Annotated in this window: 13 protein-coding genes; 1 reads left to right on the forward strand and 12 read right to left on the reverse strand. The window is 62.3% G+C overall.

The annotated features are described in order from the left end of the window. Window positions 1-35 precede the first annotated feature (35 nt). The 10 genes from QD228_RS15745 to QD228_RS15790 all read right to left on the reverse strand — a co-directional run bounded on the left by QD228_RS15745 (window position 36) and on the right by QD228_RS15790 (window position 11,732). Window positions 36-908 carry a DTW domain-containing protein gene (locus tag QD228_RS15745; protein ID WP_279876023.1) on the reverse strand — a complete coding sequence of 291 codons (873 nt, stop codon included), beginning with the start codon at window positions 906-908 and terminating at the stop codon, window positions 36-38. Window positions 909-1,018: 110 nt separating this feature from the next. Further along, window positions 1,019-1,963, reverse strand: coding sequence for a bile acid:sodium symporter family protein (locus QD228_RS15750; RefSeq protein WP_077380107.1), 945 nt, complete (start codon window positions 1,961-1,963; stop codon window positions 1,019-1,021). Between the two features lie 80 nt (window positions 1,964-2,043). Next, window positions 2,044-2,793 carry a Sir2 family NAD-dependent protein deacetylase gene (locus QD228_RS15755; RefSeq protein ID WP_077380110.1) on the reverse strand — a complete coding sequence of 250 codons (750 nt, stop codon included), beginning with the start codon at window positions 2,791-2,793 and terminating at the stop codon, window positions 2,044-2,046. 81 nt (window positions 2,794-2,874) lie between these two features. Then, window positions 2,875-4,647, reverse strand: coding sequence for a bifunctional isocitrate dehydrogenase kinase/phosphatase (gene aceK, locus QD228_RS15760; RefSeq protein ID WP_077380112.1), 1,773 nt, complete (start codon window positions 4,645-4,647; stop codon window positions 2,875-2,877). 230 nt (window positions 4,648-4,877) lie between these two features. Continuing rightward, window positions 4,878-5,843 (reverse strand): tRNA 2-thiocytidine(32) synthetase TtcA, encoded by a 966-nt coding sequence (gene ttcA / locus QD228_RS15765; RefSeq protein ID WP_077380114.1) that lies wholly within the window; start codon window positions 5,841-5,843, stop codon window positions 4,878-4,880. 142 nt (window positions 5,844-5,985) lie between these two features. Beyond that, on the reverse strand, window positions 5,986-6,207 hold the full coding sequence (locus tag QD228_RS15770) for a hypothetical protein (RefSeq protein ID WP_077380116.1): 222 nt from the start codon (window positions 6,205-6,207) through the stop codon (window positions 5,986-5,988). A 546-nt stretch (window positions 6,208-6,753) separates the two neighbouring features. Further along, entirely contained in the window at window positions 6,754-7,410 is a 657-nt protein-coding gene (locus QD228_RS15775) for a 3'-5' exonuclease (protein WP_279876024.1), read from the reverse strand. Window positions 7,411-7,439: 29 nt separating this feature from the next. After that, window positions 7,440-9,395, reverse strand: coding sequence for a DUF294 nucleotidyltransferase-like domain-containing protein (locus QD228_RS15780; protein WP_279876025.1), 1,956 nt, complete (start codon window positions 9,393-9,395; stop codon window positions 7,440-7,442). 147 nt (window positions 9,396-9,542) lie between these two features. After that, the gene (locus QD228_RS15785; RefSeq protein ID WP_279876026.1) at window positions 9,543-11,345 is read right to left on the reverse strand and encodes a cation acetate symporter; all 1,803 of its coding nucleotides are present in this window, start codon (window positions 11,343-11,345) and stop codon (window positions 9,543-9,545) included. Window positions 11,346-11,474: 129 nt separating this feature from the next. Continuing rightward, window positions 11,475-11,732, reverse strand: a complete 258-nt coding sequence (locus QD228_RS15790) for a DUF4212 domain-containing protein (protein ID WP_077380124.1) — start codon at window positions 11,730-11,732, stop codon at window positions 11,475-11,477. Between the two features lie 550 nt (window positions 11,733-12,282). Between QD228_RS15790 and QD228_RS15795 the strand changes: the two genes are divergently transcribed. Then, a complete protein-coding gene (locus tag QD228_RS15795) occupies window positions 12,283-16,281 on the forward strand; it encodes a NahK/ErcS family hybrid sensor histidine kinase/response regulator (protein WP_077380126.1) in 3,999 nt (1,332 codons plus the stop codon). 148 nt (window positions 16,282-16,429) lie between these two features. On the opposite strand, the gene QD228_RS15800 is transcribed toward QD228_RS15795, so the two are convergent. Then, the gene (locus QD228_RS15800; RefSeq protein WP_077380128.1) at window positions 16,430-17,092 is read right to left on the reverse strand and encodes a response regulator transcription factor; all 663 of its coding nucleotides are present in this window, start codon (window positions 17,090-17,092) and stop codon (window positions 16,430-16,432) included. 228 nt (window positions 17,093-17,320) lie between these two features. After that, a complete protein-coding gene (locus tag QD228_RS15805; RefSeq protein WP_279876027.1) occupies window positions 17,321-18,283 on the reverse strand; it encodes a DMT family transporter in 963 nt (320 codons plus the stop codon). Between the last annotated feature and the right edge of the window lie 290 nt (window positions 18,284-18,573).

An 18,573-nucleotide genomic window follows, 5' to 3' on the forward strand; every position in this document is an offset into this window, starting at 1 on the left:
GCTCCGACGGGGGCGTTCTCACTTCTGTGTCACGGCTATTCGCCGGCATTGGCCTCACGGCGAGCCAACAGCCGACGCATCGGTGCGGTCGGCTCCAGCACATAGTGAATCCGGCTGGCGCGATAGCAGTCATTGAAGGCGTCGAAGTAATCATCCAGCACGTTGGCCGCCTCCTCCTCCCCCGCCTGACGCAGCAGCTCCGCCGCCACCTCCGCCGTGCACAGATGTGACTGGGACGCCGGCTTGCGCAGGTGATAGCGCGTCAGACGCGTGGTGTGCAGCGGCAGCACCGGCAGACCATCCAGATAAGGGCTCTTGCGGAAGATGCGACGCGCCTGACGCCAGGTCCCGTCCAGCAGGATGAAGACCGGAATGCGCTCCTCGCCACTGGCGGTATGCGTCGCCACCTCGGGCCCGACACCGGCGATGGCGTTCACGTCGACCACGCGATCAGCATAGTCCGGCTGATCGTCCGGGAAGATGATGAACGGCTGATAGCGCTCATCTTCCAGCAGCGCCAGCAGGCGGGGGTCGGGCTCGACACGATACCAGCTGAAGACCTCGGTGCCCGCCAGCACATCCGCGATCAGGCGCCCGGTATTGGTGGGCTTGTAGTGCTCCAACGGGTGGGTGATCAACCAGAACGTGATCCGTGATTGCGCGCTGACCTGATACGGGCACAGGCAGTTGAGCCTGGGCAGACGGCAGGCCTCGCAACGGATCACCTGGCTGCCACGCGCCTTGAATTCCCGTCGCGGGTGGCGTCCGTGCCACTCATCCGGCTCGCCACTGGGAAGCGTCGTGATACCGCTGGCCTCGCCCGGCTCGGTCGACTCAGGGGCGGAGGAAGCGGCTTGATCAACGCTGGCGGGATGACCAACGGCCGGCGTAAGACGGGAATCACACATGATGGGTGGTCAGTACCAAAGAAAAAGGGACGCGCATTCTAGCATGCGTGTCCCTTTCTCATGTTGCCGTCTCGTGTCGCCAAGCGTGGTTCACTCAGCGAGTGTCGCGGCTATACCTCGTAGCGGTGCTTGCCGCCGGTCACGAACTTCGGCGGCCGACGCTTCCAGTAACCGGCCAGCAACGAGCCGGAGACGTTGTGCCAGATGGAGAAGATCGCTCCCGGCAACGCCGCCGTGGCGGAGAAGAACTGGCTGGCCAGTGACGCCGCCAGTCCGGAGTTCTGCATGCCGACCTCGATGGCGATGGTGCGCGAGGTACGCTCATCCAGTCCGAACAGGCGCGACAGGCCATAGCCGGCGCTCAGGCCGATGGCGTTGTGCGCCACGACGGCCAATGCCACCAGCGGGCCCAGCGTGGCCAGGCGACCGACATTGAGCGACACCACGATGGCGATGATCAGCACGATCGCCAGCATGGCCAGACTCGCCAGCGCCGATTCCCACTCGCGGATGGCGTCACGCGCGAAGTGATGCACGATGACACCCAGCACGATGGGCGCCACCACCAGCTTGGCGATGCTCAGAAGCATGCCGCTCACCGGCACGTCGATGTCCGTCCCCAGCAGCCACCAGGTCAACAGCGGCGTCATCACGATGGAGAGCAGTGTCGAGGCCATGGTCATCGAGACGGACAGGGCCACGTGACCACCGGCGAGCCAGGTCATCACGTTGGAGGAGGTTCCTCCTGCAGTGGCCCCCACCAGCACCATGCCGACCGTCAACGCGGGGTCCAGCCCCAGCAGCCGCGCGATCAGGAAGGCAGCCAGCGGCATCACGCTGTATTGCAGCAGCAGGCCCAGCGCGATGGGCCCCGGGCGACGTGCGACACGCATGAAATCCTCACGCGACAGCGTCAGTCCCATGGCGAACATGATCAGGGCCAGCAGCGGCTGGATGACATCCTTGAGGGCCACGAAAGGCGCCGGCGCCAGCACGGCGAGGCCGGCGAACAACAGGGCCCACAGCGGGAAGAAACGATTCAGCGTCTCAAACATGCTTTCAATTTCCGGTCACCGAAGGTTGCTTGCCTCCGGGATTGCTGGCCCACCGCCCATGGCAGGCCTGAAGCCGCGCATCATAACGTATCAGGCAGGCCCAGGTGTCCCTGATACAACCAATGGCGCACAAGACGTGGCACTGCCTGCCCGGCGCTTTCCGCCAGGGGATGCACGCCGGGCTCCGCCAGCTCATGGGCATTCGGGTCCACCAGCACGATGGGGGCATCCAACGGTGCCGCTGCATAGAGATTCGAGGCCGGCATCACCTTGAGCGAGGTCCCCACGATCAGCAGCAGATCCGCTTCCGCCGCGATGCCTTCGGCGACGCCGTAAAGTGGCACTGCCTCACCGAACCACACCACGTCCGGGCGCAACTGACTGCCCTTGTCACACAGGTCTCCCAGCCGAATGCCACCGCGCGGCAGCGGGTAGCGCAAGCCGTGGTCGACGCTCGAGCGTGCCTTGAGAATCTCGCCATGCAGATGCATGACCTCGCGCGAGCCGGCGCGCTCGTGCAGATCATCGATATTCTGGGTAATCACCGAGACACGAAAACCGGCCTGTTCAAGTTCTGCCAGTGCCTTGTGCGCCGCGTTGGGCCTGGCCCGCCGGACCTGGGCACGGCGATCATCATAGAAGCGCAGCACCTTCTGCGGATCACGCCGAAATGCCTGCGGAGTGGCTATCTCCTCCAGACGGTGCTCTTCCCACAGGCCATCTTCCGCACGGAAGGTGCGCAGACCGCTTTCCGCGCTGATGCCTGCGCCACTGAGCACGACCAGATGCCGACCATGGCGCGCGCCAGGATCCCTGAAACCTTCACTCATCCAACACTCTCTCTCGCTGTGAACTTGATCGTGACGTCCCATTGCCGAGCCTGGGGGCGCTTCCTGTCCGAACGCAAGCCTTCAGTCATCGATGAAGTCCTGGCTGCGATCGACCCCGAAACGTCGCTTGTTGCGATAGGGGTAGACATCGATCACCCGTCCCGCCGTGATGGCATCCTGCAGCCCCTTCCACCAGCTGGCCTGGAAGATTTCCGGATGCAGCTCGTAGAACAGCTTGCGCAGCCCAAGATCCGCGAACAGGAAGGGGCCGAATTCTTCCGGGAAGATGTCGTTCGGTCCCACGGAATACCAGGGTTCGCTGGCCATCTCCTGCTCAGGGTAGAGCGCTTCGGGAATCTCGCGGAAATTGCACTCGGTGAGATAGTTGATCTCGTCGTAATCGTAGAAGACCACCCGACCATGACGGGTCACGCCGAAGTTCTTCAGCAGCATGTCGCCGGGGAAGATGTTGGCCGCGGCCAGCTGCTTGATCGCATTGCCGTAGTCATTGAGCACGGCGCGCGTCTCATCCTCATCACACTGCTCGAGATAGAGATTGAGCGGCGTCATCATGCGTTCGGTATAACAATGCCGAATCAGTACCTTGTTGCCGCGCAGCGTGATGGAGGAGCTGCAGACCTCCAGCAGCTCGGCCAGGCAGTCGGGATCGAAATGATCGCGTCCGACGGCAAAATTGGAGAACTCCTGAGTGTCCGCCAGACGGCCGACGCGGTCGTGGCGCTTGACCAGACGATACTTCTGGCGCACCTGGTCGCGGCTCATGTCCTTGCTGGGCGCAAAGCGATCCTTGATCAGCTTGAAGACCAGTCGATAGCTGGGCAGCACGAAGACCGCCATCACCATGCCTCGCACGCCCGGCGCGATGATGAATCGGTCGGTGCGGCTGGCGACGTGGTCGTTGAGGCCACGGAAAAGCTCGGTCTTGCCGTGCTTGTAGAACCCGATGGCAGCGTAGAGCTCGCCGATGGGCTTGTCGGGCATCAGTGTCTGCAGGAAGCCCACCACCTCACCGGGCACCTCGATCTCGACCTGGAAGTAGGCGCGGGTGAAGGAGAAGATGATCGAGACTTCCTCGGGCTCGATGATCACGGTATCGAGATAGACGCCGTCGCGTTCGGTATGCAGTACCGGCAGCACCAGCGGCAGCGTCTGCCCGCCGCCCTCGATGCGTCCGATGAGGTAGGCCCCCTTGTTGCGATAGAAGACGCTGCGCAGCACCTCGAAGGTGGCATCGGAGGCCTCACGCACCTCGGGTGGCAACACCTCGAGCAGCATCTCGGCGCCCAATGTCACGTCGCGCCCCTGGTGTTCGAAGGCGATCCCCAGCGGGGCCTCGCTCAATACCGTGTCCAGCGCCCCTGCCCAATCACCCTCGACCGGCACACGGTGGCTGATGCTCATCCCGGAGTGGCGAGCTGGCGCCTGCCGGGAGGATGACACGAACATCCAGTCGTCCCGGATATGACGGTGGGAAAAGACACTGCAGAAGATGGAGTTGTAGAAGGTCTCGGCCAGCTTGTAGTCCAGGCGCTGATCGATCAGCGTCATGTAATGGCGTCGGGCCTCGCCCCACAGGGTGCATTCGCTCAGACGCTCAGGCTCGAAGGCGCGCGCCAGGCGCTCCATGGTCGCGGCGACCTTCTCGTCATAGAGGTTGATGCGTGCCGCCGAGGCCTGCTGTGCCTCACGCCAGTCGGCCTCGATGAAACGCCGTCTGGCATCGCTGGAAATCTGCTTGAAGCGCGAGCGGTACTCATCAAAGCCATGCAGCACCGTCGCCGCCAGACGTTGGCCCTGCTGACCATTGCCACGTTCATCGACATCATTGTCCATCACCGCCCCCTGCCCTTGGGTCATCCGACATCCTCAGAGCATGCGGACAGTTGCCCCGTCAGGCGAGACGACAATGGTCGCGGGCCATCAACTGTCGATGACGTTCCACTCACGCACGCCAGCGCTGTCCCGTCTTGCCATTTACGGATTACCGGCCCTGAAACGCACGACGCCACCTCGCGACAGGCGAGATGGCGTCGGGGATTCGCGGATGTCAGCAGGATCCGGGCTTAGAGCTCCCGGCCCAATGAGGCCGCAGTCTCGGAGGCAGTCTGAACACGGCGCTCGGCTTCGAAGAGGTCTTCTGCCATGCCGGCCTGCTCCGAGTCCATGTCCAGCGCATCGATACGCGTGGCCTGGAAGCGATCGCGCTTCTCATCCAGCCCCGCGAAGTCGAACAGCTCACGGTCCGCCAGGTGCGAGGGTGCCACGGAAGTGACGGCACGGAACATGGTCTCGAGCCGCCCGGGATGCTGCGTCTCCCAGTCCTGCAGCATCTCCTTGACCACCTGACGCTGCAGGTTCTCCTGGGAGCCACACAGGTTGCAGGGAATGATCGGGAACTGACGCGCCGTGGAATAGGCTTCGATGTCCGATTCGCGGCAATAGGCCAGCGGACGAATGACGATATGCCGCTGATCATCCGACAGCAGCTTGGGCGGCATCGTCTTGAGCTTGCCACCGAAGAACATGTTCAAAAACAGCGTCTCGAGAATGTCATCGCGGTGATGGCCAAGGGCGATCTTGGTCGCCCCTATCTCGGTGGCAAAGCCGTACAGCGAGCCACGCCGCAAGCGTGAGCACAGCCCGCAGGTCGTCTTGCCCTCGGGCACCTTCTCCTTGACGATGGAATAGGTGTCACGCTCGAGAATGTGGTATTCCACGCCCACTGACTCAAGCCATGCCGGCAGCACGTGCTCCGGGAAACCGGGCTGTTTCTGATCCAGATTCACCGCCACCAGACTGAACTGGACCGGCGCATTGCGCTGCAGGTTCATCAGGATGTCCAGCATGGTGTAGGAGTCCTTGCCACCTGACAGGCACACCATCACCTTGTCGCCATCGCGGATCATGCCGTAATCCGTGATGGCGGTGCCGACATTGCGGCGCAGCCGCTTCTGCAGCTTGTTCAGCTCATGCTTGGCATCCGCTGCGTCATGCGTGCGGGAGGTGGCGTCAGTTTCAGGTGTGAACATGGGGCATCAGACAGGCAGTTTGGGAGGGCACACAGTCTAGCATCGGCCAGTGTCACGTCACAGAGGCGGACGGCTTGCCGCAATACGCAAGACGCCCGCAGTCAGCGGGCGTGGGGGGATTCGTGCAGATGACGGGAAGCGATCAGAACAGCCGCAGGACTTCCAGATAGCGGATGACCACTCCGCCCAGCATCACCATGATGCCGAAGCGCTGCAGTCGGAATTCGAGCGCGGTGAGCGCCAGCTTGCGAGACCAGAACATCAGTACTCCCCGGACATCCTGGGTACGACGGATGTAGAGGGAATAGGCAAACAGAACGATGGCAAGGCCAATGATCAATAACGTGTTGGTCGCGATCAGCATGTCGCACCTCGTGGGCAAGAACCCTGAATAGGCAAGAAAGGCAACAGCGCGTGGTGCCCAATCTGAAACCGGGCCTCAGGCAGGTGCCCAAGGCCCGGTGCCATCACCTGGCGTAGTGATGGCGATCCCGAGAGTGCATCCGTCATCGCGCAGGGCGAAGCGTTCACATCCCTCGGGCCTGACTGGGGCTGGCTGACAGCAGGTCTTCGTCGATCATGACCTCTGCACGCTGTCGCTACCCCGTTATGATTATCAATCTGCTCGGTAATGCATCCTGCATGGCTGACCGTGTTGCTGGTCGGTACTGCACTGGCGTGTAATCCGGTTCGACAAGGGCTCGCGCATGCCTGTCACGATGAGGAAAAGCAGCGTGGCGTCGTCGTATGGGGCCAGTGTGGCCAAGCTGGTGATGTCTTGCCATTGGACATTCCGGCAACAGACCTTGGTTTATTAGCCAAGAGGTTTAACAACGACAGGGCCATCAATCGCAGGGCCATCAACCACAGGCTCGTCGCCCGGGCGACGCATGGACCAGGTGGTTCAGGCTCATGAGCCTGAACAGGCATCGTGACGTGACACGACTTGAGTGACCGGCAGCATCAGGCGCTGCGCCATCATGGCGCTGGTCACGGCATCCCCCAGCGCAGTGTGCCGCCCGATCACCGGCACCTGCAGCGCCTCGGCCATGGCCTCGAAGCGCAGGTCCGGCGCGGCCTCGGGCTGAGCGTGACGACAGCGCTTCAGGTAGTCGCGCGCGAGATCATGACGCAGATTGGGCAGGTCGAAGCCGAAACGTGGCCGCAGGTGGCGATTGATCACCGCGACATCAAAATCGATGCACCACCCCACCAGCGGGCGATTGCCGATGAAGGCCAGCAACTGGTGCAAGGCGTCGCCGAGCGCCTCGCCACCATGCAGGTCGATTCCGCGCAGGCGATGAATCCGGATGGAGTCACCGCGCAGGCCTTCCGGACACTGGAGCTGCAACGACAGCGCGCTGGCCGTCCTCACCCGGCGCGCATCGAAACGTACCGCCGCCAGCGAGACCAGCTCGGCACGCTCGACATCGAGGCTGGTGGTCTCGCAATCCAGTGCCACCCGCTCTCCCTCATGCTCACTGGCGTGCCAGGGTCTGAACAGCTCGGCAAACTCGCCATGCCCATGGCGGCGGCGGTCTGCCGCACGACGTAGCTGCTGGAACATGCCATCTCCTTGCGGCGCTCGGCCGCGCGTCAGTAATCCAGGTGATAACGATGGGTCAGGCGCTGCTTGAAATCCTTGACCCGACTCAAGGCATCGCGCAGCAGGTCCCGCTCCAGCGAAGACAACGACTGGGTGATGATGAGATTGGCACTGGCGGTGCTGGCGTCACCCCGTGCCTCGGACAGCTCTTGCTCAGCGTGTCTGCCAGCGTTGGCCGGCGCCTCCTCGAGATGCCGCAACTGCTGACGCAGACGCAGTTCGGAGAACAGCGACAGGGCCTCAGACAGATCTTCGCTGTCACTGGCCTCGATACGCCCCTCCTCTACCAGCACCTCAAGACGCGCAAAGGTGCCGGTCGCCATCACGCCACGCTCCAGCGCCATGGTGCGCACCCCATGCACGATGGGAAAGATGCCGCCCTTCTTGATGTCGATGCCATGGCGGGGTGAGCGCAGTGAGCCGAACAGCGTCAACGGCGTCGAGAACCGCAATGCCGGGCGCGCGAAGTGCGACAGCAGCAATTCATCACGTCGGGCATGCTGCACCAGGTGTCCGCGCAGACTGTCGACCAGCTCGGCATTGCCACCGCTGGCGCGCGCATCGAAGACGATGGCCAGATTCATCAGCGCCTCCCCATCGCGTCCGGCACACCAGCGCGCCACCTTGCCGCGCCAGCGGGATTCGGTCGCGACCCACTCTGGATTGGAGACCATGATGTTGCCCGGACACGGTGGATAGCCGAGGCGTGCCAGGGTAGCGCTGAAGGTCTGCATGGCGTCGCTGCAGTCTGGCCATTGATGACCATCAGCGAGAATCAGCCCGTTGTCCTGGTCGGTCTTGAGCATCTGCTCGCCACGCCCCTCACTGCCCATCAGCATCAGACAGCAGGAGACTCGGTGCTGCTCTTCCACCAGCAGGGCGAAGGTGCGCTCGATCAGACGCCCATTGAGGGCGCTGAGCAGTGCCATGGCATGGCGCAGATGCGCGCCCTGGAGAACCAGCGCGCGGACCAGCTCCGGCAGGCGAGCACTGGCCAGCGCCAGCGCCTCCAGATCCGCCGCGCGCTCGATCTCGAGACTGACCAGCTGGCTACGATTGGAGAAGAAGCCCAGCACATCGGTCAGCTCGATGACTCCGACCACCTTGGCATCGGCAGCGAGCGATTCCTGCACCACCACGCGGGCGACCCGATGACGCGTCATCTGGACCAGTGCCTGAAACAGATAATCCTCGGCGGTGACCGCCACCAGCGCGAAGGTGCCCAGAGGGGCGAGACGATGCGTGGCAGGGAGTCCCTCCAGCACCAGTGCGTTGAGCAGATCGGTGCGCGTGACCACGCCACAACGGCCCTGTACCTCGATGATCAGACTGTCAGCACCAGCCTCTCCCATGGCCTTCACGCCTGCCTCGATGCTGCTGCTGGCTGGCATCACCAGTGGCGGACGCATGCAATCCATCACCCTCGCCAGCATGAAGCCTGTCTGGTCCCGGCTGCTGCCGAGTCGGGTGTCCCGATACGCCGCGAGCAGCCGGGCCTTGTCACGCAGGCTGTGCTGGAAATACTCCTCGAACCCGGGATTGTCTTCACACAGCTGACAGAAGTGGTCGGCCGGCAATTGATAGCAGAGCGTTTCCTGCTCGCAGACGAAGCGTGTCCGGCATTCGCCGTTGAGCAGGGTCAAGGCCCCGAACAGATCTCCCTTGCTGTAATGCCCGATGCGCAGACTCAGCCAGGCGTCGTGACCCTCACGTCGCGCCTGCTCCAGGGTGGCGGTGTCCGGCAATGGCGTTTCTGCCGCCAGCTCGACCACCTCGCCCTTGTGGATGATGAAGAGCGCCTCTCCCACCGCTCCCGGTATCAGCGGTTGCTCCAGGGCCGCGAAGTACTGCAGGTCGACGTTCTCGGCCAGGCGTGCCCGGCTGCGCTCATCCAGCAGGCTGAACGGCGGCTCGCCGAACGGAATTTCGACTAATGTGGCTTGCATGACACGACTCCACTGGCTCTCCGTCCCGAAGGGCACGGATCATCAAGCCATGAGGCCCCGCCTGCGAATGCACGACGGGGCCTCGGGATATGTAGGGCCTGACCCGCAGACCGAGAGGTCAAGCGGGCCAGGCGCTGTCGTCAGGGATCAGTGATCCACTGCCGTTCCTGCCCCGCGCGGCACGCGGATGTCCTCGACGATATGCTGGATGTGCTCGGGCGGCGGCGGTGTCACCTTGCAGACGACGACCGCGACGACGAAGTTGAGCACCATGCCCAGCGAGCCGATCCCCTCCGGCGACACGCCCAGCAGCCAGTACTCCGCCGTGTTGAGCTCCGGCGAGATGAACTTGAAGTAGACGATGTAGCTGAAGGTGAACACTAGCCCGACCAGCATGCCCGCGATGGCGCCTTCCTTGTTCATGCGCTTGGAGAAGATCCCCAGCAGGATGACCGGGAAGAAGCTCGAGGCCGCGAGACCGAAGGCAAAGGCCACCACCTGCGCCACGAAGCCTGGCGGATTGATGCCGAAGTAACCGGCGATCACGATGGCCACCGCTGCCGCCATGCGAGCTGCTATCAACTCCTGTTTCTCGGTGATGTCTGGCTTGAAGGTCTTCTTGAGCAGGTCATGCGAGATGGCCGAGGAGATGACCAGCAACAGCCCCGCTGCCGTCGAGAGCGCCGCCGCCACGCCACCTGCCGCCACCAGCGCGATGACCCATGCCGGCAGGTTGCCGATTTCCGGGTTGGCCAGCACGATGATGTCGCGGTCGATGTAGACCTCGCTCTCGTTGTCGGTGGGCGTGTTGCTCACCAGACGCTGCCCATACTCACCACGAGCGGCCTGGCTGTCGGCGTCGCCTTCATAGCTCGGCTTGCCCGCGAAGGGGTCACCGCCGCGCATCTGGATGATGCCGTCGCCATTCTTGTCGACCCAGCCGATCAGACCGGTGTTCTCCCAGTTGTAGAACCAGCCCGGCAGTTCCTCATAGGCTGTCTCGTTGACGGTCTCGACCAGATTCACCCGCGCAAAGGCACCCACGGCCGGCGCAGTGGTATAGAGCAGTGCGATGAAGAACAGCGCCCAGCCAGCGGAGATACGCGCATCCCTGACGGTCGGTACCGTGAAGAAGCGCACGATGACGTGCGGCAGACCCGCGGTCCCGCACATCAGTGCCGCCGTGATGAAGAAGACATCGATGGTGGATTTGGAGCCTTCGGTGTACTCGCGGAAGCCGAGGTCGGTCACGACCTGATCCAGCTTCTGCAGCAGATAGACGCCGGTATCGTTGCCCTGTGCATCCACCAGCGTGCCGCCGAAGCCGGTCTGAGGCAGCACGTGTCCGGTCATCATGATCGACAGGAAGACGGCCGGTACCAGGAAGGCGAAGATCAGCACGCAGTACTGCGCCACCTGGGTATAGGTGATCCCCTTCATGCCACCCAGAACGGCATAGAAGAAGACGATCGCCATGCCGATGACGACACCGACGTTCACGTCCACTTCAAGGAAGCGCGCGAAGACGATGCCGGTGCCGCGCATCTGACCCGCGACATAGGTGAAGGAAATGAAGATGACACAGACCACCGCCACGGTACGTGCGACGCTCGAGTAATAACGGTCACCGACGAAATCCGGCACCGTGAACTTGCCGAACTTGCGCAGATACGGTGCCAGCAACATCGCCAGCAACACATAGCCACCCGTCCAGCCCATCAGATAGACGGAGGCGTCATAGCCCACATAGGCGATGATGCCCGCCATGGAGATGAAGGAGGCGGCAGACATCCAGTCCGCAGCGGTGGCGGCCCCGTTGGCGATGGGGTGGACCCCTCCGCCCGCCACGTAGAATTCCTTGGTAGAGCCGGCACGCGACCACACCGCAATGCCGATGTAGAGCGCGAACGAGGCGCCCACGAAAAGGTACGTCAGTAATTGAACATCCATTGGCGTTGTCCTTGGCGATATCGATCATCTTGTTGTCGTGAGAGATGAAACGCTCAGTCCTGTTCCTTTCCTGCAGAGCCGTCGCTGTAATTCATCGCAGACCTGCCCACGGAAGCGGTTCAACACCACTCATTGCTCGTGGAGGTCGAAGCGTTCATCCAGCTTGTTCATCGAACGGGCGTACAAGATGATCAGCGCGAGGAAGAAATAGATCGCCCCTTGCTGAGCAAACCAGAAACCGAGTTTGAAACCGAAGAACTGGATATTGTTGAGGACATCCACCAACAGGATTCCGCATCCATAGGACACGACAAACCAGATCACGAGATACCCCATGATCAGTCTGATATTGGCGGCCCAATACGCCTTGGCATTCTCTTCCTTCATGACGGAGTTCTCGCATTGTTATTGTGATTGGCGAGAGACCCATCGGCGATGAACCGATGAATGGTCTCCATTGACTGAATCATTCGTCCTCATGGAGTGAGTGATATTCCCTGCGTCTTGCGTTGCTTATCAGGAAACTTGGCGACTCGCTTCTGTCAGTAGCCAAGGGGCCAGCTCATCGCAGGCTGACTTTAGTCGAGAGCATGAGCATCCGCTTGAAGACCTCATGACGCCTCTCATCAATTCCTTAAATAACAGATACTTGAAAGATAAACTAAAGACGCACTCCCTTGGTCTATTGGCCAAATGAGTAACGAAACACTCTCATGACGCGTCGGCAATGATGGCGAGACGACCCCGCTCTTTCGTCATGTCACTGAAAGAAAGCGGCGCAATTTTCTGCCGGAGACACCTCAGGCCGGGTGAGAACGGACGAGCGAGAGCAGACATCTTGTCGTCTGATGGTCAGGAGGAAGCCCCGAGCGGCCTGCAAGGCTTGGGACTCATGGCCGGGCCTGCGTAGAATGGCGCTTCCAGAGAGGAGAGCAACATGTTCCAGGGGTGGTGGCTAATCGCAGTGGCGCTGGGCTATATCGCGGTACTGTTCATGATTGCGTGGCGAGGGGATCGCAACGCCAAGAAGCACGGGTCGGCCAGTCGCCGACCGGCAGTCTACAGTCTGGGGCTTGCGGTCTACTGCACCAGCTGGACCTTTTACGGCAGTGTCGGCCAGGCCGCGACCAGTGGCTGGAGCTACCTGAGCATCTTCATCGGGCCGATCCTGACCTGTCTGCTGTTCTGGCCGATCCTCTTGAAGATGATTCGCGTCGCCAAGCGACAGAACATCACCTCGATCGCCGATTTCATCGCCTCGCGCTACGGCAAGACGCAGTCACTGGCCGTGTTTGCCTCGCTGGTGGCACTGGTCGGCACCCTGCCCTACATCGCCCTGCAGCTGAAGGCGGTGTCGAGTGCCTATCAGGTACTGACCGACACCAGTGACGTCACGCGCACTGCCTGGCTGGGGGATACCGCCTTCTATGTCGCGGCGGTGATGGCGATATTCGCCATCCTGTTCGGCACGCGGCATACCGATGCCACCGAGCACCATGTCGGCCTGTTGCAGGCCATCGCCTTCGAATCTCTGGTCAAGCTGATCGCCTTTTTGACGCTGGGCGCCTATGTCACCTGGGGCATGTTCAATGGCCTGGGGGATCTTTTCACCAAGGCGGACACCTATCTGGAGCTCCAGCAACAGCTCGAGAACCAGACCTTCGGCTCCGGCTTCTGGGCCCAGACATTGCTGGCGATGCTGGCCATCTTCTGCCTGCCGCGCCAGTTCCATGTCGCGGTGGTCGAGAACACCCACCACTCGGATGCCCGCCGCGCCCGCTGGCTGTTCCCGATCTATCTGATCGCCATCTCCTTCTTCGTGCTGCCCATCGCCGCCGCCGGCCTGACGATGTTCCCGGATGGCTCGGTGTCACCGGACAGCTTCGTGCTGGCACTGCCAATGGCGGCAGATCAGACCTGGTTGACCCTGCTGACCTTCATCGGGGGCTTCTCGGCCGCGACCGGCATGGTCATCGTCGCGGCGGTCGCGGTCTCGATCATGATCTCCAACGAGATCGTCATCCCGCTGCTGTTCCGTTTGCGCTGGTTCGATACCGAAGCCCGCGACTACAGTCATATCGTGCTGCTGGCCCGCCGCCTGACCATCGTGATGATTCTCGGCCTGGCCTACGGCTTCTATCTGCTGATCGCCGAATACAGCACGCTGTCAGCCATCGGGCTGCTGTCATTCGCCGCCGTGGCCCAGTTCGCGCCCTCTCTGCTGGGCGGGCTCTACTGGAAGCGTGGCAATCGCCTGGGAGTCATCGTCGGCCTCAACCTCGGCTTCGCCGTCTGGGCCTGGACCCTGCTGGTTCCGGCACTGGCCCAGGCAGGCCTGATGCCCGCCGACATGGTCAATTACGGTCCGCTCGGCATCGACTGGCTCTCGCCGCATGGCCTGTTCGGCTTCCGCTTCAGTGACCCGCTGACCCACGGCGTGATGCTGTCTCTCGGCCTCAACCTGTTCGGCTATATCTTCGTCTCGCAGATGACGCCGCAACGCGTGGTCGAGCGCATCCAGGCATCCTTGTTCGTCGATAGCGTCGAGACGCGTCAGACCAGCGTCTCGCGCCCGTGGACCGGCTCTACCTCCGTCTCGGACCTGCGCGTACTCTGTGAGCGCTTCCTGAGCCATGAGCAGGTCGAACGCGCCTTCGAAGATTACGCACGCCGCAGCGGCCAGCCGCTGGAACTCCACGGGCGCGCGTCAATCGACCTGATCCAGTTCACCGAGCGCTTCCTGGCTTCCGTGCTCGGTGCCTCCTCGGCGCGGATCGTGGTCAACTCCGCCCTGCAGGGGCGCGGCATCGGTATCTCGGATGTCATCTCCATCGTCGATGAAGCCTCACAGGTGCTGGAATTCAACCGCGCCCTGCTGCAGGCCACCATCGAGAACATCCATCAGGGCATCAGCGTGGTCGACCAGCACATGCGCCTGGTGGTGTGGAATCAGCGCTATCTGGACATGTTCCGCTTCCCTGACAACCTGATCCGTGTCGGCGCCCCGATCGATCGCATCTTCCGCTACAACGCGCACAATGGTGAATATGGTCCGGGCGACCCGGAAGAGCATGTCGATCAGCTGCTGGACGCCATCCGTGACGGCGAGCCGCATCGCTACGTGCGCTATCGCCAGGACGGCACCGTGATGGAGATCCAGGGCAACCCGATGCCCGGCGGCGGCTTCGTCTATACCTACCAGGACATCACCCAGCAGAAGCGCACCGAAGAGGCGTTGATCCGCTCGGAAAACAACATCCGCATCTACACCGACAATGTGCCGGCGCTGATCGCCTACTTCGACAAGGAGTGTCGTTACCTCTTCACCAACCGCGCCTATGAAGCAGTGATGGGCATCGACCGTACCGCCGTCATCGGCGAGCCGGCCGAGGCGGCGATGCCTGAAGACATCTATCGCCAGCGCGCCCCCTGGATGACGCGCGCCCTGGCGGGGGAACGCGTCTCCTTCGAGATCTCGCTGGAAGCCCCCGAGGGCGGTGTGCGTTACATGCTGGTGACCTATACGCCGCACTTCAGCGGCAAGGGCAACATCCTCGGCTTCTTCGCGCTCTATCAGGACATCACCGAACGCCGCCTGGCCGAGATTGCCCTCAAGGAAACCAACGAGAATCTGGAAGAACGCGTTCGCGTGCGTACCCAGGAGCTGTCACAGGTCAACGAGGCATTGCGTACCGAGAACCGTGTGCGCGCGGAAGCCGAGCAGGCACTGCGTCAGGCCAAGCAGCTGGCCGAGGATGCCAACGCCTCCAAGACGCGCTTTCTGGCCGCGGCCAGTCATGACCTTTTGCAACCCCTGAATGCCGCGCGCCTGTTCACCTCCGCTCTCGCCCAGCAGGTGGAAGGCGAGATGAAGACCACCACCAATCACATCGACAACTCGCTGCAGGCCGCCGAGGAGCTGCTCAGCACCCTGCTCGACATCTCCAAGCTCGATGCCGGCGCGCTGGCGCCACGTCGCAGCGTGTTCCGCCTGTCGGATATTCTCAAGCCGCTGAAGGCCGAGTTCGAGGTGATGGCGGAAGACCGAGGGCTGGACCTGAAGGTGGTGATGACTCAGCTGGCGGTGGATTCTGACGGCCAGATGCTGCGGCGCATCGTGCAGAACTTCCTCTCCAACGCCGTGCGCTACACCCGTCAGGGCCACGTGCTGCTGGGCTGTCGCCGCCTGGGGGATCGCATTCGCATCGAAGTCTGGGACACCGGCCCCGGCATCCCCGAGTCCAAGCTGACCGAGATCTTCCAGGAATTCCGGCGTCTCGATCAGAGCGAGCGTCACAAGGAGAGCGAGAAGGGGCTGGGGCTGGGCCTGTCGATCGCCGAGCGCATGAGTCGCGTGCTCGATCACCCGATCACGGTGCGCAGTTGGGTCGGTGTGGGGACGGTCTTCGCGGTCAGCGTCCCGATCAGCAAGACACTGCCGGCCGCTGAACAGCCGGATGCCGTCCCGGCCCGCAAGCGCGCCGGCAACAAGCTGACCGGCACCCGCGTGCTGTGCATCGACAACGAGAGCCTGATTCTGGAAGGCATGAAGGCGATGCTGTCCGGCTGGGGCTGCGAAGTCTTCACCGCCACGTCCATCGGTGGTGCCAAATCCGTGATTCGCAATCTGGATGGTGATCCGGATGCCATCCTCGCCGATTATCACCTCGACAATGAAGTGACCGGTCTGATGGCGCTGGATGCTCTGGATGAACGCCTGGCAGGCTCCGTGCCCGGCATCGTCATCACCGCGGATCGCACTGACGAAGTCGCCGAGGAGGTACGCCGTGCCGGCTATCACCTGCTGCTCAAGCCGGTGCGTCCGGCGGCGCTGCGCGCACTGCTGACGCGTACCCTGCAGGCCAATCGTGCCGAGAAGCATGCCAGCGGTACCTCGGATGAGACAGGCGGAGCCCCGGAGAACGGCGATGGCTGATCGCGGGTGAATCGCGCAGCGCCTGTGAACGAGCAGGCGCTGTATCCGCAAAAAGCCCGCCCTGTCAGTGACAGGGCGGGCTTTTGTCTTTCCGAAGCAGGATCATGCTCATCGAACGGGATGCATCATCCCGTCAATCACAGCCACTTCAGGAGCGAACCTTCGGCGGCTCGACTTCCAGACGCTGCGCCGCGATGACGGCCTGGGTGCGGGAATGCACGCCAAGCTTGCGCAGAATGGCGGTCACGTGCGCCTTGATGGTGGCCTCGGACACATTCAGCTCATAGGCGATCTGCTTGTTGAGCAGGCCTTCCGTCAGCATGTTGAGCACGCGGAACTGCTGTGGCGTCAGCGAGGCGATCGCTTCGGCAAAGCGGGACTCATCTTCGCTGGACTCGCCCATGGCTTCGGCGATATCCGTCGGCAGCCAGACTTCGCCTTCGAGAATCTCGCCGATCGCCTCGGCGATCACATCCAGACTTGCGGACTTGGGGATGAAACCGGAAGCGCCATAATCGATGGCGCGGCGCACCACGTAGGGCTCCTCGCTACCGGATACGACGGCGACCGGGATATCCGGCGTCTGACCACGCAGCTGGATCAGGCCTGAGAAGCCATGGGCTCCCGGCATGTGCAGGTCCAGCAGGATCAGATCAGCATCGGGGTGGCGGGCAACGATATCGTTGGTCGCGTCCATGCTGTCGGCTTCGACAATCTCTGCCTGTGAGGCCACTTGCCTGAGTGCCTGCGTCAGTGCGGCACGAAAGAGCGGATGATCGTCTGCAACGATGAACTTCTGGGCAAAGGCCATTGAGTCTCCTCCAAAACCCCGATGGTGATCATCACCGACCTTCCTGGCCGGTCAATGATCGCCGTTATTTTCTGGCATGTTACCCCATGGAACGCGCGTTTAACAAAGCAGCCCACCATCGGGAGACATACTGATGTTTCGCTCGGGGAACACGAGTATCGCACGGATTGCCCAATGATGAGTGGACAATGCACAAGTGAATTCTGACAGCATCCTGCGGATGGAGAGTCAGACCACCCTAACCGCAACGCGACTCGCATGCCAACCGACCAGTGCCACACCGGCAATCAGCAGGAAACCCATGAGGCTGGCAGCGTCCGGCACTTCCCCCCAGATCGCCCAGCCGGCCAATGCGGAGAACACGATGGTGAGATAGGAATAGATCGACACTTCCCCCGCGGGCGCCAGCCGATAGGCAGTGGTCATCAGGATCTGGCCACCGGCCGCGAAGACCCCGATCCCCAACAGGGCCAGTGCCTGTGGCGCACTGGGCATCACCGGATTCATCAGCATCGGCACCAGGGTGACGATGCTGGAGACCAGCGAGAAATGTAACACGATTGTCGCGGAAGCCTCACGCCCTCGCAGCGCCCGAATCAGCGTGTAGGCAGCGCCGGCCAACATGGCCGAGCCCAATCCGACCAGCGCCGGAAACAGTGCCTCCACACCTCCCTCGGCGAACGCCAGCTGTGGCTTGATGACCAGAGTCGCCCCCACGAAGGCAATCAGCATGCCTACCAGCCGCCAGCCGCCCAGGCGCTCTGCCAGAAACATGCCGGCAAACAGCATCACGAAAAACGGCGACAGCTTGTTTAGGATAGTCGCATCCGCAAGCAGCAGGTGATCGATGGCGTAGAAAAAGCTCATCACGCCGCCAAGCCCGATCAGCGAGCGCGCCAGCAGCAACGGCTGATGGTGCCAGTGTCCCAGCAGACGAGCGCCCGCCATGCGAACCATCACGACGGCAACCACTAGGCTTACGAGGTTGCGCACGAAGACCTTCTCGAACAGCGGCAAGTCACCGCTCAACTTGACCATCGCCCCCATCAACGCGAAGGAGATCGCCGACAGGCACATCAGCACGACAGCGCGTGGACGGTTCTCGCCCTCGGTGGATGACGATGATGCAACCTGTGAGGAAGTGGCGAGCTGAGACGTGGCGCAGGATGCATCCGACTTGCCTGCTGACATGGGGGCTGCCTTGATCATGAAGTGAATGAGGAAATGCTCAGGGAGGCCATCAGGCCCACCTGTCGCATGCGGGTTGTCGCATCATTATCAAGTCAGCCGCTCATCGATGGCCAACCTTTCCTGCTTCAGACACGGCCAGGATGTGCACGAGACAGGCACCCACGAAACAGGTTCCCATGAAACAGGAGCGCATGACCCGGACGCACACGAAAAAAGCGCGGGAGCCAGGCTCCCGCGCTTCGATGTCGCGACGTGTCTCGTCAGGCCTGCATGGCCGCCATCCGACGAGT

This window comes from Cobetia sp. 3AK (genome assembly GCF_029846335.1).
Lineage (GTDB): Bacteria > Pseudomonadota > Gammaproteobacteria > Pseudomonadales > Halomonadaceae > Cobetia > Cobetia marina.